Source organism: Spongiibacter pelagi (genome assembly GCF_014705705.1).
GTDB classification, from domain to species: Bacteria; Pseudomonadota; Gammaproteobacteria; order Pseudomonadales; family Spongiibacteraceae; genus Spongiibacter; species Spongiibacter pelagi.
Genome location: NZ_JACXLD010000002.1, coordinates 250764 through 265275, shown reverse-complemented (window position 1 = coordinate 265275; position 14512 = coordinate 250764). Strand labels below are relative to the sequence as shown.

Here is a 14512-nt window from a genome sequence, read left to right as displayed (position 1 = left end):
TTAGAAAGGCGACAGCACAGATTGGAAAATGCGGCCCAGCCAGCCTTGGGCATTGGCATCAGCCAGTGCGCCTTTGCCGCTATAAGTAATGCGGGCATCCGCCACTTTGTAAGAAGGCACAGAATTGTCTGCAGCAATATCTTCGGGTCTGACAATACCCTTTAGGCGAATAAATTCTTCACCCTGATTAATCGTCACCCATTTTTCACCGCGAATACGCAGTGAGCCATTACGCAATACTTCAGACACAGTCACGGTGATGCTGCCACTCAGGCTATTGCTTTGACTGGAGCTTCCCTGACCGGAAAAATCCTGCGAGCTGCTGACGCCGGTTTCTAAAATCGGCACACCGTTATGGGTAACATTGCGCCCAAGAATATTGACGGTAGGGACAGAAATTGAGCTGTCTTTACCGGTGGCAGTGCTGGAGGATTTACTGGCATCGGTTTTTTCTTCCAGCAATACGGTAATCACATCGCCAACCTGACGCGCGCGGCGATCCAAAAACAGACTGATGCCATAACCAGCCTGATACACAGAGCCGTGGTTGGCATATTGATCCGACTGGGCAGATTCAACATCGGCTTCCCAGCTTTCATCGGGCTTTTGCGGCGCTTGAGCACAGGCGGCCAGCAGCAGGATGGCGAACAGTGAAATGGCAGTTTTAATCAAATTCACGGCGGCCACCTTACATATTGTTGTTCAGGAACTGCATCATCTGATCGCTGGTGGAGATGGCTTTGGAGTTCATCTCGTAAGCGCGCTGGGTTTCAATCATATTTACCAGCTCTTCCACCACGTTGACGTTAGAACCCTCAAGCGCACCTTGGGCGATACGCCCCAAACCGCTTAAACCGGGAGTGCCGGTTTGCGGCGCACCGCTTGAAGCCGATTCCATATACAGGTTCTCGCCACGGGCTTGCAGACCCGCTGGATTCACAAAATCCGCCAGCTGGATGCTGCCTAATTGAATCGGGGATGACTGCCCTGCCACTGTGGCGCTAATAACACCGTCGCGGCCGATGCTGATGCTGCTGGTACCGGTAGGAAAGGTAATGCCGGGCTCAACGATATAACCGCTATTGGTAACAAGCTGACCCTGATCATCTAGCTGGAACGCGCCATCGCGGGTGTAAGACATGCTGCCGTCGGGCATTTGCACTTGGAAAAAGCCACGGCCTTCAATCGCCATATCCAGATTATTGCCGGTTTGACTGAGCGAACCCTGCTGGAACATTTTCTCAGTGGACACCACGCGTACACCGGTACCCACATTCAGGCCGCTGGGCGCACGGGTTTGTTGTGAGGTCTGACCGCCAACCTGACGAATGTTCTGATAGAGCAAATCTTCAAAGGAGGCGCGATCCCGTTTAAAGCCAGTGGTATTCGCATTGGCTAGGTTGTTCGAGGTCACCTGCATCCGGGTTTGCTGCGCATCCAGACCGGTTTTAGCTACCCATAGTGATGAATTCATCGTCACGACTCCTATTCAATTCGCATCAGGCGCGCTGAGGTTTCTGCCAGGGTGTTGGCATTACTCATCACCTTGACCTGCATTTCGTACTGTCTGGCCAGAGAAATCATTTTCACCATGGCATCAACAGTATTTACATTTGAGTTTTCGATATGGCCGGTTCTAATACTGACACTGGCATCGGCGTCGGCTTGTCCGCCATTACGCAGCCGGAATAAACCGTCATCACCTTTGGCCAGTTGTTTGGTATCTGGATTCACTAAACGAATCCGATCTACGGTTACCAACGTTTCTGCACCTAGGCCTAGCGGCACAATAGAAACCGTACCGTCGGCACCAATACTCAGGCTTTGATGTTCCGGAATGGCGACGGGACCGCCATCACCCATCACCGGCTGACCGGCACCGTTAAGCAACATGCCATCGGTAGTGAGTTTGAAATCACCGCGACGGCTGTAGGCTTCATTACCATCAGAATCCTGAACAGCGAAGAAACCCTCTCCACTAATTGCCACGTCCAACGGATTGCCGGTGGAGACAATTTGTCCCGACTGAAAATCACTGGATTTGCCAACATTAATGGTATTGCTGCGAGTATCGAGGCCCACCCCTTCCACCGGAGCGGCCATCAACGCCTGAAAATCAGCGCGAAAACCGGCGGTGCTGGCATTGGCCAGATTATTGGCATTGATGGTTTGCGCCAGCTCAGTCTGCTTGACGCCGTTCATGCCGATAAAAAGAAGTCTGTCCATATCCGGGCCTCTACTACTCGTCGCTCAACTCAGCATCAGCGCATATTGATGATGGATTGAGTGACTTCATCCGAGGTTGAAATCATCTTGGTGTTAGCTTGGAAGTTACGCTGGGCGGTAATCATCTCAACTAACTGCTCAGTTAAGTCGACGTTAGACCCTTCCAGCGCACCAGCCTGCAGCAGACCAAAGTTAGATGTACCGGCTTCACCAACACGAGGGCCGCCAGACATAAAGGTTTCAGCCCAGGAAGTGTCGCCCTGCTGTTGCAGGCCATTGGGGTTAGAGAAGCTAGCCATGGCGATTTTGCCAAGCTGAGTAGACTGACCGTTGGTAAAGCGGGCAGACACCACACCGGTACTTGAAACCTCAATGCCCGTCATACGGCCAGTGGTGTAACCATCTTGTTGCAGATTGTTAACGCCAAACTCTTTACCGTATTGCGTGGTACCTGAGTAGTCGAAAGTCATATCAAGAGGGGCCGCACCAGTACCTGGGTCGTAACTGGGATAGGTGAAAGCACCACTCGCTGGAGCGGTGAGATTACCGAGGCTGTCAAAGGTCATGCTATTGGCAGCTCCAACCGCATTACCATCCACATACAAGTGCTGCTGCCAGGTGTTTGCCACAGCGTCTTTCACGAAGTACAGGGTGGCATTGTGGGTTGCGCCCAATGAATCGTAGATAGTCATTGAGGTGGCGTGGTTGTAACTATTTGATACCGATGGATCAAAAGGCGTCGCCGCAGGCACTGGCGCATTGGCTGGCAGGTTTACCCCGATTTCACCATCCACTGTCGCTTGTGGTGCGTTCTCACTTACCTGCAATTGCAGATCTTGGAAAGAGCCGGTCGAGAAAGAACCGTCTACTGAAGGTGGAAACACCTGTAGTTTTTCCAGATTGGAGTTAACAACGAAACCTTCACGGTCAACACTGAAAGAACCAGCGCGGGTGTAGTTCACACCAGAGGGACCTTTCATGGTGAAGAAACCCTCACCGCTGATCGCCAAATCGAGGTTGTTGTCAGTAAAGTCGATATTGCCCTGTGAGAATGTCTGGGCAATGGTGTTCAGACGCACACCGGCACCGGGCGTGGTAGCGGTGACGTCGTTGTTAGCGGTGGCGTAAACATCGGCAAAGGAAGCCCGCGAGCTTTTAAAACCCGTGGTATTCACGTTGGCGATATTGTGCGCCGTGATATCAAGATGAGATGAGGCTGCATTCAGACCACTCAGTGCAATTCGAAAACTCATAACTACTCTCCTATGCGATTTCCGCGGTTATTGCCGTGCGTAAAACGCCTCAGCTAATTTCTGCCAGATCGGTAATGCTGACGCTTCCCAATCCTTCAAGTTGAACCATTGGGCTACCGCCCGCCGTTGATACGCTGATACTTTTCACCGGGCTGCGAACCTGGGTTTCCAGCGCTTGATATGTATTGCCGTTGAGATAAGACGCTTGAATGACGTAGTTACCGGGTGGCAGGACTTCACCATCCAGACCGGTACCATCCCAGCTAAAACTGCTCGCGCCTGCGGTTTGTGGACCCATAGGTAACTTGGCAACCACTTCTCCGCTTGGGCTGAGAATTTCGATGTTTAAGGCTTGGGTGCTGACCGGCAGCTCTACCTGACCGGACACATCATTGCTGCCGTTGTAGTACGCGGTGCTGGAGTTGATCAGTACGTCTTTACCGATTAGCGAAGAGGCATCCAAAAGCTGGCTGGAATACATCGAGCCAGTCAGGCCAGCCAGATTTTCATTCATCTCACTGATGCTGCTCACCTGAGTCAGCTGCGCCATTTGGCTGATGAACTCAGTGTTATCCGTAGGCTTGAACGGATCTTGGTTTTTTAACTGCTGCAGCATCAGGGTCATAAAATCATCCTGACCCAAGCTCGACGCATCTTTCTTGGTGGTCGCCGCCTGACTGGCTTGCAGTTGTTCAAGGGTACGAATTTCCATCATTCAACCTCGTATTAATTGCCGAGCTGCAGTGTGCGCAGCATCAGAGTTTTTGTTGTGCTGTAAACTTCGGCATTGCTTTGAAAAGCGCGAGACGCCGAGATCATATTGGCCATTTCTTCTGCGGTATTAACGTTTGAGCCGTAGACATAGCCGTTCTCATCCGCCAGTGGATGACCGGGCTCATAGCGCTTGGGGATTTCTGCGTTGCTTTCAACGACTTGTGAAACCGCCACACCAGCATTGTTTCGCTGGTTATCTAGCAGTTCTGAAAACACCACCTGTTTTGAGCGATAAGCGTCGGCAGCGCTGCTACTCAGCGTTTCAGCATTGGCCAGATTGCTGGCCACGGTATTCAGACGCATCATTTGGGCGTGCATTGCAGAGGCCGCAATATCCATTGGGCTAGCCATAACTTATCGGCCTCCTTGAATCACGTTTTTAAGACTGCTGAAGCGACCACCCAAGAACTGCAGCGTGGCCTGATAGCGCATGGCGTTATCGGCAAAAGCGGCTTCTTCAACATGGGATTCCACAGTATTGCCATCTAAGCTCGGTTGCGTTGGAATGCGGTATTGCACTTGCGCGGCAAAGGGACGATCAGCACCCGCTTGAATATCAATATGATTGGCACTGGTTCTATCCAGCCCCAGACCACCTTGCTGAACATTGGCCTGAGACAGGGCGGCGCGGAAATCGATATCCTGCGCTTTATATCCGGGGGTATCGGCATTAGCGATATTGGTCGCCAGCAATTCACTGCGCTGCTGGCGTACAAATAAGGCGCTTTGATGTACTCCCAATGCCTTGTCAAAATTAATTGCCATATCATTCACCTAAAGTTTTTTTGTTTAGTGCCGACAATAAAATTAAGGCTTATCGACAAAAAACCGTTTCTTCAGGCTGGATAAAGCAACTGCCATGCCATTTTTATTTTTCTAATAATTTCATATAGATACGAATATAGTGACATTTTTCTGTCACCCTAACGGCCATGCATTGCCGCTTTAAACAATCCATTAAAAAAGCGGACACGCACCCATAAGGCACCTAATCTTCCGTCAAAAACAGCGCAATTAAGCCGCCAAAAATCGCCTTATACGTATATTCCACAGGTCGAGTCCGCATTGACACCCTATAACTGGCACGGCCATTGCTACCACTTGAGCAGATGACATTTTTTTGGCCACAGCAAACCCAATGGAGATGACTACGGCCTCACCAAAATGCGGTGACGCCCGAAATCGACGATGAACACTGTGATGAAACAGACACCGCGCAAGGGTCAGCTTTTAATTACCCTGCTCTTTACCCTGCTAGCCTTGCCAGTAAGCTCTACTAGCTTGGCGGCTGACGGCAGTAAAGAAAGCCATGCGCGAATCGCCGAGGTGGCGCGGCAATACATCGCCGCACGCAATCCCTGGCGGGATATGAAAAATAGAATTGAGGTGGGCCAGCTAGATCCTCGCTCCCAGCTTGCTAAATGCCCGATCAAACCAGAGGCCTTTTTGCCACCGGGGTCGCGCATTAAACGCAGAACAACAGTGGGGATTCGCTGCCCGGGTAATAATGGCTGGAAAATCTACCTGCCAGTCAATATCGCTGCCTACGCCAGAGTGATGGTCGCAAAACATCCGATACCACCCGGCACCCGGATTAGCGAGAGTGACATTAGCTGGAGCGAACGTGATATTGCCACCCTAAGCTATGGCTACTTGAACAATTTAGATGGTGCTGGCGGCTACAAAGCCAAACGCGCCATCAGCCAAGGGGCAGTTATCAGCACTAATATGGTGGAAGCCGATAGCATTATTGCCAAGGGACAGCGGGTTGAATTGATTAGCCAGCACGGCACGGTGAGTGTCAGCATGATGGGAATCGCGCTACAAGACGCTGCTCTAGGACAGCGAGTTTTGGTAAAAAACTTGAGTTCTGGCAAGCAGTTAGAAGGTATTGTTGAATCCAACCAGCGGGTGATTTTCAACTGAGCCACAGAAATTTATTTTTCTAAAGAAATGCGTTGAACTGCCGATATATGGGGCAGGAAAAGTTTAAGAGGACGAAGACATGGTTGATCGCATTACAAACTCAGGTATGGGCCCTACCCGTAAGCCTGACAGCGCTCGTACCAACGAATCAACAAATACCGAATCCGCCAAGACGGATTCAAGCCGCGATCTGAGCAAGGCCGAGCAAACTTCTGTCAGAAATACACTGACAACCGTCGATACCGGCTTGGTGAGTCGCACTCAAGAAGAGGTTAATGCCAGCGATGGTATTGATCGTGCCAAGGTTGAAGCGATTAAAACTGCCATTCGCAATGGCGAGTTTTCCATTGATGCCAAAGCCGTTGCCAAGGCCTTTGTTAATCTGGAAATGATGGCGTAACAGGAAGCATAGCGATATGAAACAGCTACAAAATACCTTTCAGCAGATAGAAGACCACGCCCTCGAGCTGGAAAGCTTGCTGCGGCAGGAAAGCGCGATTCTCAATAATCGCGAGCTGAGTTCCAGTGATCGCAGTGTGAAACTCGCTGATTTGGCCAATCGCAAAAATGATTTGGTGCAGATTCTCGACACCTTGGAAAAAAACCGCCAATTTTATCTGCGCAGCGAAAAAACGGACGCCGACCTTGACGCACAGTGGCAACGAGCGCTGAAAGTGTTGGCGAGTTGCCAGAAACTGAATTTGCAAAACGGCAAAGACATTGCCAGTCAGGCCCGCTATACCCGCCGTGCACTGGAGATTTTGGGTTTGGAAGATTCATCCAGCCCGGTGTATCACCAAGATGGACGCACCGCAGATTATAGCCGTCACAAAAATCTTGGCGTTGCTTAACTTCTCAGCGTTAACTAAAGCATCAGTTACCTAATTCATCAGCGCTGAAGTATAAATAGCCTAAGCCCTATTTTCTAAACTGCTGAAAATCGGGCTGACGCTTTTCAAAAATCGCCATCACCGCTTCAATATTCTCAGGGCTTCCGGCCAACTCCCTCATCCCTTCCTGCTCGGCGGCCATCGCCGCATTAATGGCCGGGCGGTGCACATCACGCAGAATTTTCTTGGTCGCCACCAAGGAGCGCACCGGCCACTGGGCAATTTCCCTAGCCTTATTCATGGCCTGTTGCAACAAACGGTCATCGTCAAACTGCGCGGTCGCAATCCCATATTCAACAGTTTGTTCTGCATTTAGCCAAGCTGCGCTATACATCAGCTCTGCCGCTTTACGGGCGCCGATGATCGCCTGCAATTGGTAACTACTGCCCCACTCCGGTACTAAACCTAAATTAGTAAAAGGAAAACGCAGCCGTAAACTTTCGCCCACATACACCACATCAGTATGAAGCAATAATGTGGCGCCACCACCTATCGCCACGCCCTTGGCGGCGCTAACCACCGGCTTATCAAAATCGATTAAGGCCTGAGCCGCGCTAACAAAGGGGTGCTCCTCTCCCGCTTCGGCAAAGTCATTGAGATCAACACCCGAGGAAAAATCTTTACCCGCACCAGTAATAACAACACAGGCCACTTTGGGATTGTGCTGGGCCTGATTTAGCGCATCGCGAAAGGCAAGCCACTGTTCAATATTAAAGGCATTCTTTTTTTCAGGACGATTGAGGGTCATTAATAACACCCCGTGATCGTCCAGCGTTTGAATTACGGTTTCGCTCATTATTTTTATCTCGCGACCGCCAAGTTACGGCGAATTGGAATGCTTCGATTAGTTGTATTGTTTAACCACGTCTTCAAAAATGGCGCGATCGGTCAGCGCTTTGTTTTCTGGTGCTGCGCCATCTTCAAAACCAAAGGAAATACCAAACATCAGTTTTTGTGACTCAGGAATATCCAATGCCTCACGAAGGGTATTGGCAAAAAAGCCCAGTGCGGTTTGCGGCACACTTGCAATGCCATGGGCGGCCATTGATAACATCAGGTTTTGGGCATACATGCCTAGATCTGCAGCCTCGCGTAGACCAAAGGGTTCTGGCAAAAACAGAAAGGCGCAATGCGGTGCGCCAAAGAAAGTAAAGTTGCGCATAAACTGCTCTTGGCGAGCGGGTTTATCACTGCGCTCAATGCCCATGGCATCGTAGAGCGTGCGCGCCGCATCATACTGACGGGTTTTATACACGCCTTCGTAGCTGCCATCGTAGGGAAAATCCATGGTCATGCCACCGGCTTGCCACACCTTGGGCAGCTCTGCGCGCAAACCCTCTAAGGTAGCACCGCTCACCAGCGCAACCTGCCAAGGCTGGGTATTGCAGTTGGACGGTGCGCGTTGCGCCAATTCAAATACGGTTTTCAGGGTGTGTTCGGGAACCGGGTTGGCCTGAAAAGCACGCACCGAACGACGCTGTTTAATAATCTCTGCAAAAACCGCAGCCTTATCCATAGTGAGCTCCTGAAGTGGGAATAGTTATAAGGGTCGGCTTAGCGCGATGGGGAGCTTTCATATACCGCGCCACTGCTGACTAAGCCGTTTATTCGCGCGTCATTAAACCCTATCTCACGCAGTATTTCACGGCTTCTACCGCCCTCCGCTTCGGGAGCATGGCCTATTTTGCCGGGCGTTCTCGATAAGCGCGGTGCCACTCCGGTTTGCAAAATTCCCTCCCGGCGGATGAGATTTTGTCGAGCTTGGTTATGCGGATGCAGCTCTGCTTCATCCATAGATAACACGGCAGTGACACAGGCATCACTGCCGTCAAATATCGCCAGCCATTCATCCTGTGTTTTTTCAGCAATGCGGGCGGCAATAGCGGCGGCCTGTTCTGGCCAGCGCGCTTTATCCAACTGCACACTGTAGTCCGTGCCGCCAAAGTCCAAATTCAGCAGTGAGAGAAGTTGAGCATAGAATTGAGGTTCTATCGCACCCAAAGAAAGATAGCCACCACAGCGGCAACGGTAGTTCTGATAGAACGGCGCACCGCCATCCAATACATTACTACCCCGCTCCTGCCCCCAGAAATTAATTCCCTTGAGGCCGTGTACGGTACTGAGCAGCGATGCCGCGCCATCACAGATGGCCGCGTCTACTACTTGCCCAGCGCCAGATGATTGTCGCTCAAGCAAAGCAGCAAGAATGCCCATAATCAAAAATAGAGAACCACCGCCGAGGTCACCAATGACATTTAATGGCACTGGCGGCGCGCGATCGGGTTCGCCCATGGCACCGAGCAAACCGGAAATGCCGATATAATTAATATCGTGTCCCGCCGTTTTTGCCAGCGGCCCCTTTTGCCCCCAACCGGTCATACGGCCATAAACCAAACGGGGATTGTGTTGCAGACAATCATCAGGCCCGAGGCCCAGCTTTTCCATAACGCCCGGCCGAAAGCCTTCCACCAATACATCGGCAGTTGCTAATAATTTAATCAGCACATCGCGGCCATCTTCAGATTTGAGATTGAGCGCCAGCGAGCGGCGACCACGGGAAGTCACATCGCCGGGATGACCACCGAGACCAGAGCCGGGACGGTCAATGCGAATAACTTCGGCGCCGAGATCGGCAAGTAACATGCAGGCATAGGGCCCCGGCCCGATACCTGCTATTTCAACAACACGAATTCCGGCGAGCGGCCCAGACAAGGTTTATTCCCCGGTAAATACAGCGGGACGTTTTTCCTTAAAGGCACGCATGCCCTCTTTGGCATCTTTAGAAGCAAACACCGGCCCGGCCAATTCATCGGATTTCAGCATCGCCTCATCTTCAGACAGGTGCTCGGTATGCTGGCGCAGAGACGTGGTTACGGCTTTCACCGCCAGCGGGCCATTCGCGCAGATTTTTTCAGCAATTTTCTTCGCCTCAGCCAAGGTTTGGCCCTTGGGCACAATGCGATTTATCAGCCCAAAATCCAGTGCTTGCTGGGCCGTTACATGCTCACCCAGCAAGAGGATTTCTGCCGCCAGGCAATAGGGAATTTGCTTGCGCAGGCGAATGGTTGAACCCGACATGGGGTACAAACCACGCGCCACTTCGGTCACACCAAAGATCGCGTCTTCCGCAGCCACACGAATATCTGTGCCCTGCAGAATTTCTGTTCCACCCGCAAGGGCGTACCCTTCCACCGCTAGAATCAGTGGTTTACAGGGGCGATTTTCACGCAGTAGCGCCTGCCAATGGACATTGGGCACCTTGCCCATGACTTCCATAAACTCTTGAGTGCTGCGTTGCTCAGCGCCCGCTTTTAAATCCATGCCCGCGCAAAAGGTATCGCCGTTTGCAGTAAGAATAGCGCAACGCAAATTGTCGTCTTCATCCAGCAAGCGCCATGCTTTATACAAGCCCAGTAGCATTTCGGGACTAAAGGCGTTTTTAGCTTCGGGGCGATTCAGGGTCACGATCAGTACGTGGCCCTCTTGTTCAACAATACAATTCTCAGTACTGATTGGCAGCTCAGTTGCCATGTGTGTCTCCAATTTTTGTTATTACACTCGACCTTGGCCAGACTCGGCGAAGGCTTTGGCGGTTTTATAATCGGGCTTGCCGCTAGGCTGACGGGGAATCTCACTAATCAGATGAATTTCACGGGGCAACTTGTAACCGGCAATATGCTTGCGGCAATGCTCCTGTACGCCTTCCAGATCCAGCGTCACGCCATCGCGCGCTTGAATAATGGCACTGACCCGACTACCCCAACGCTCGTCGGGTACACCGACAACCAACGCATCGAAAATGCCGTCGTGCGCCTTCAAGGCATCTTCAACTTCTTCGGGGAAAATCTTCTCGCCACCGCTGTTGATACAGTTGGAGCCGCGACCAAAAACGGTGATGCTGTCATCTTCTTCCAGCTTGGCTGCGTCACCGGTCAGCAACCAGGTTTTGCCATCGACCTCAACAAAGGTTTTGGCGGTTTTCTCGGGGTCGTTGTAATACCCCAGCGGGATATAACCGGAGCGGGCAAAAATGCCAGTCTCGCCTTTTTCTGCATGACGGCGCGCTTGCTCTGGCTCGTCGATAATCACATCCATAAACTCGGTGCGGGTGACATTACCCAGTCCGGTTACGCCTTTGCGACTGCCGTTATCCATGCCCATTTGACCGCCCTCGGAGGAACCAAAGGCATTGGTGATAAAGACATTGGGGAAGTGTTTTTTGAACGCATCTTGTTTGGCATCGGAAAAGATGGCGCCACCGGAGCCGATATTAAACACCGCCGACAAATCCCAGCGACCCGGATTGGCATCGAGAGCATCGAGCAGTGGAATCGCCATGGCATCGCCCACGATCTGAACCGCATTCACTTTTTCTTCGGCAATAATATTCCACACCTCTTCACCATTCAGTGAGCGATGAGGATTCAATACCAGTTTGTTACCCGCCAAAAGCTGGATACAGGCATACCACCACGAAGCACCGTGCATCAGTGGCGCCAAGGCAATACCGCAGAGAGGGAATTCCATGACCCGGTCAGTAATGTCTTCCGGGTTCACGCAGGGGCCATTTGGCGAAAAGTGTCCGCCACCACCCATGGCGGCAAAGAACACACTTTTGTGCGGCCACATTACGCCTTTGGGCATGCCTGTTGTGCCACCGGTATAGAGAACGAAATAATCCTGATCGGAACGCGCCGCAAAATCACGCTGCTCACTCTGACCTTGCTTAGCGCGCTGATAATCCACCGCACCAATGGTGTCGAGATCGATATCACTGCCATCGTCAACCGAAATCAAATACTTCAGTTTATCGACCTGGCCGCGCACCTTGGCAATATGCGGAATAAATTCCCGGTGGTGGATACAAGCAACAAGATCCGCATTATCAAAAACATAATGCAGCTCGTCGTTGACATAGCGATAGTTAATATTGATCGGCACCGCACGGACCTTAAAGCAGGCCAGCATCGCTTCAAGATATTCGTTGCAGTTGTACATATACAGGCCGATATGGTCGCCCGCCTGCACGCCGATACTTGCCAGATAGTGCGCCATTTGCGTGGCGCCCTTATCCAGCTCGGCATAAGTTGCACGGTCGCTGCCACACACCAAGGCCTCGCGATCCGCTACTTTATCGGCCACCGCTTCAAACAAATCCGCGAGGTTAAACGTCATGCTCATTGTGCTTTCCTTATTGTTGATTTGCGCGCAAGTACATTAGCCTTTTTCAGAGCTGACAACCCACATGGAATAAAACTGGGCGCCACCACCGTAAGCATGGCCCAACGCCGTTTTGGCACCGTCAACCTGATGACCGCCCGCTTGACCACGCACTTGCTGGGCCGCTTCCGCAAAACGAATCATGCCAGATGCGCCGATGGGGTTTGACGACAGTACACCACCGGAAGGATTCCAGGGAATATCGCCGTTTTCGTCCAGCGAAGTCGCACCACTCATGGTCAGTTCCCAGCCCTTACCCACATCGGCAAAGCCGAGGTTTTCCAGCCACATGGGCTCATACCAAGAAAATGGTACATAGACTTCAGCACAATCCAGATCCTTACGCGGATCGGTAATCCCCGCCTGCTTGTACACATCCTTGGCACAGTCGATACCCGCCTGGGGATTAACCTGTTCACGCCCGGCATACATGGTCGGTTCTGAGCGCATTGCTGTGCCGCGAATCCACGCTGGCGTACCTGGTGATTGGCTGGCCAATTCTTCATTGGTAATCACCATGGCACAGGCACCATCTGATGAGGGGCAGGCTTCAAGGAAGCGTAAAGGCTCCCACAGCATGGGACTGTCTTCGACTTCTTTCATGGTGATTTCAGGCAGCTGCAAATGGGCCAGCGGATTTCGTGCACCGTGCAGACGATCCTTAACCGCCACCTTGATGCCCGCATCGTAAGGTGCGTTAGAACGGCGTACATACTCACGAATAATCGGCGCAAAATAACCGCCCGCGCCAGCATTCAAATGCGGCGAAAACGGCTGCGGATTCGACAGGGCCCACATGGCATTGGATTCGGATTGCTTCTCGAAAGATACGGTCAAAACACGCTGAAACACACCGCTTTGCACATAGGATGCGGCAACAATGGCGGTGGAGCCGCCCACCGAACCTGCGGTATGCACCCGCAACATCGGCTTGCCATTACAGCCCAGCGCATCGGTCAGATACAGCTCGGGCATAATCACGCCTTCAAACATATCCGGTGCTTTACCCAGAATAACGGCGTCGATGTCTTTCCACGTTAAGCCGGCATTATCGAGGGCGTTTTGGGCGGCCTCACGGACCAAGCCGGCAATAGAAACATCCTTGCGTTTGGTTTTGTATTTAGTTTGGCCAACGCCGACCACTGCTGCTAATTGCGCCATTATTGAGCCTCCAATACGGTAACGAGGTTTTGCTGTAGAGCCGGGCCAGAGGTGGCATGGGCAACCCCTCTTTTACCTTCTCCCTTGATCAAACGCATGGCTACTTCACCAATGCGCGACAGGCCAGACGCCATCATCAAATTACCCGCCAACACACCGCCGCTTGCATTAACCACGGTGTCATTATTCAGACCCAGTGCTTTCTTCAAAATAATTTCCTGATGGCTAAATGGCGCATACAGCTCAGCAATATCCACCGGGCCATTACCTACGCCCACGGCTTCCGCAGCCAGTTCAGTAGACACCGAACGGGTTAAATCACGAGAGCCGATATGGTGAGTTTCAATACGGTGATCAATGCCTTTAATCACCGCGTAGGGCTTGCCCCACTCCTTGGCTTTCTCAACGGTGCAAATCACCATGGCACAGGCGCCATCAGAAACCGGGCAACAATCGTGCTTTCGCAACGGCGATTCATACATAGGCTCAGCCAGTAATTGCTCAACCGAGAATTCACCTTTCAATTGCGCGTGGGGATTGGCCAACGCATTGCGGCGCGAGCGAGCCACCACCTCAGCCATATCTGCTTCGGTGATTAAGCCCTTCTCCAGCATCATGCGCGCCTGCATTGCTGCAAAGGCAATGCTGTCGACCCACAATGGCGCCAGATAATACGGATCGAGCTGTTGTGACAGTACGATGGGCAATTCACCCGGAGAGGATTTACCAAAGCCGTATAACAGTGCGGATTCCGCCTGCCCTGTTTGAATTTTCAGCCATGCTTCATACAGTGCCCAAGCGGCGTCCATCTCAACGTGAGACTCTTTAATAGGCGGCACTGCACCCAGCGCATCTACCCCAGAAACAAAGGCAAAAGCCGCGCCTTGCTGGTAGTCACAACTGCCGGAGCAGGTAAAATCCACATCTTGAACATTGGTGATACCGGCCTGCTTATACACTTCTTGCAGTACTGGCATAATCAATTCAACTTCGTTTTGCGCCCCGGCATTGCCTTGGCAATCCGACTGGGCATAAGCAACAATTGCTACATCACGCATGGCG

Annotated in this window: 17 protein-coding genes; 3 read left to right on the top strand and 14 right to left on the bottom strand. The window is 51.9% G+C overall.

Annotated elements, in window-relative coordinates:
• The 7 genes from flgH to flgB are packed head-to-tail and all read right to left on the bottom strand — an operon-like array spanning position 1 to position 5018.
• A complete protein-coding gene (gene flgH / locus IB286_RS05285) occupies positions 1-678 on the bottom strand; it encodes a flagellar basal body L-ring protein FlgH (RefSeq protein WP_317889707.1) in 678 nt (225 codons plus the stop codon).
• Positions 679-688: 10 nt separating this feature from the next.
• Positions 689-1474 carry a flagellar basal-body rod protein FlgG gene (flgG, locus tag IB286_RS05280; RefSeq protein ID WP_190763229.1) on the bottom strand — a complete coding sequence of 262 codons (786 nt, stop codon included), beginning with the start codon at positions 1472-1474 and terminating at the stop codon, positions 689-691.
• Positions 1475-1485: 11 nt separating this feature from the next.
• Positions 1486-2226: a flagellar basal-body rod protein FlgF gene (gene flgF, locus IB286_RS05275; protein WP_190763227.1), complete on the bottom strand. Its 741-nt coding sequence runs from the start codon at positions 2224-2226 to the stop codon at positions 1486-1488.
• Between the two features lie 35 nt (positions 2227-2261).
• Complete coding sequence (flgE, locus tag IB286_RS05270; RefSeq protein ID WP_190763225.1) at positions 2262-3479, bottom strand: flagellar hook protein FlgE; 1218 nt, start codon at positions 3477-3479, stop codon at positions 2262-2264.
• A gap of 49 nt (positions 3480-3528) precedes the next feature.
• Positions 3529-4194 carry a flagellar hook assembly protein FlgD gene (locus IB286_RS05265; protein ID WP_190763223.1) on the bottom strand — a complete coding sequence of 222 codons (666 nt, stop codon included), beginning with the start codon at positions 4192-4194 and terminating at the stop codon, positions 3529-3531.
• A gap of 11 nt (positions 4195-4205) precedes the next feature.
• Positions 4206-4604: a flagellar basal body rod protein FlgC gene (gene flgC / locus IB286_RS05260; RefSeq protein WP_190763221.1), complete on the bottom strand. Its 399-nt coding sequence runs from the start codon at positions 4602-4604 to the stop codon at positions 4206-4208.
• Positions 4605-4607: 3 nt separating this feature from the next.
• Positions 4608-5018 (bottom strand): flagellar basal body rod protein FlgB, encoded by a 411-nt coding sequence (gene flgB, locus IB286_RS05255; RefSeq protein ID WP_190763219.1) that lies wholly within the window; start codon positions 5016-5018, stop codon positions 4608-4610.
• 435 nt (positions 5019-5453) lie between these two features.
• On the opposite strand from flgB, the gene flgA reads away from it, so the two are divergent.
• From flgA to IB286_RS05240, 3 genes are all read left to right on the top strand, one after another.
• Positions 5454-6179, top strand: coding sequence for a flagellar basal body P-ring formation chaperone FlgA (gene flgA, locus IB286_RS05250; RefSeq protein ID WP_190763217.1), 726 nt, complete (start codon positions 5454-5456; stop codon positions 6177-6179).
• A gap of 79 nt (positions 6180-6258) precedes the next feature.
• Entirely contained in the window at positions 6259-6579 is a 321-nt protein-coding gene (gene flgM, locus IB286_RS05245) for a flagellar biosynthesis anti-sigma factor FlgM (RefSeq protein ID WP_190763215.1), read from the top strand.
• 16 nt (positions 6580-6595) lie between these two features.
• Complete coding sequence (locus IB286_RS05240; RefSeq protein ID WP_190763213.1) at positions 6596-7030, top strand: flagella synthesis protein FlgN; 435 nt, start codon at positions 6596-6598, stop codon at positions 7028-7030.
• A 67-nt stretch (positions 7031-7097) separates the two neighbouring features.
• Here IB286_RS05240 and IB286_RS05235 read toward each other — a convergent pair whose 3' ends face one another.
• From IB286_RS05235 to IB286_RS05205, 7 genes are read right to left on the bottom strand one after another with little or no spacing between them, the layout of a single operon-like run.
• Positions 7098-7865, bottom strand: a complete 768-nt coding sequence (locus IB286_RS05235; protein ID WP_190763211.1) for an enoyl-CoA hydratase/isomerase family protein — start codon at positions 7863-7865, stop codon at positions 7098-7100.
• A 48-nt stretch (positions 7866-7913) separates the two neighbouring features.
• The gene (locus IB286_RS05230; RefSeq protein ID WP_190763209.1) at positions 7914-8585 is read right to left on the bottom strand and encodes a nitroreductase; all 672 of its coding nucleotides are present in this window, start codon (positions 8583-8585) and stop codon (positions 7914-7916) included.
• A 38-nt stretch (positions 8586-8623) separates the two neighbouring features.
• On the bottom strand, positions 8624-9781 hold the full coding sequence (locus IB286_RS05225; protein ID WP_190763207.1) for a CaiB/BaiF CoA transferase family protein: 1158 nt from the start codon (positions 9779-9781) through the stop codon (positions 8624-8626).
• A gap of 3 nt (positions 9782-9784) precedes the next feature.
• The gene (locus IB286_RS05220; protein ID WP_190763205.1) at positions 9785-10600 is read right to left on the bottom strand and encodes a crotonase/enoyl-CoA hydratase family protein; all 816 of its coding nucleotides are present in this window, start codon (positions 10598-10600) and stop codon (positions 9785-9787) included.
• Positions 10601-10621: 21 nt separating this feature from the next.
• Positions 10622-12250: an acyl-CoA synthetase gene (locus IB286_RS05215; RefSeq protein ID WP_223826130.1), complete on the bottom strand. Its 1629-nt coding sequence runs from the start codon at positions 12248-12250 to the stop codon at positions 10622-10624.
• A gap of 36 nt (positions 12251-12286) precedes the next feature.
• A complete protein-coding gene (locus IB286_RS05210; RefSeq protein ID WP_190763203.1) occupies positions 12287-13450 on the bottom strand; it encodes a thiolase domain-containing protein in 1164 nt (387 codons plus the stop codon).
• Entirely contained in the window at positions 13450-14508 is a 1059-nt protein-coding gene (locus tag IB286_RS05205; protein WP_190763200.1) for a thiolase domain-containing protein, read from the bottom strand. The genes IB286_RS05210 and IB286_RS05205 overlap by 1 nt, the downstream gene beginning before the upstream one ends.
• Between the last annotated feature and the right edge of the window lie 4 nt (positions 14509-14512).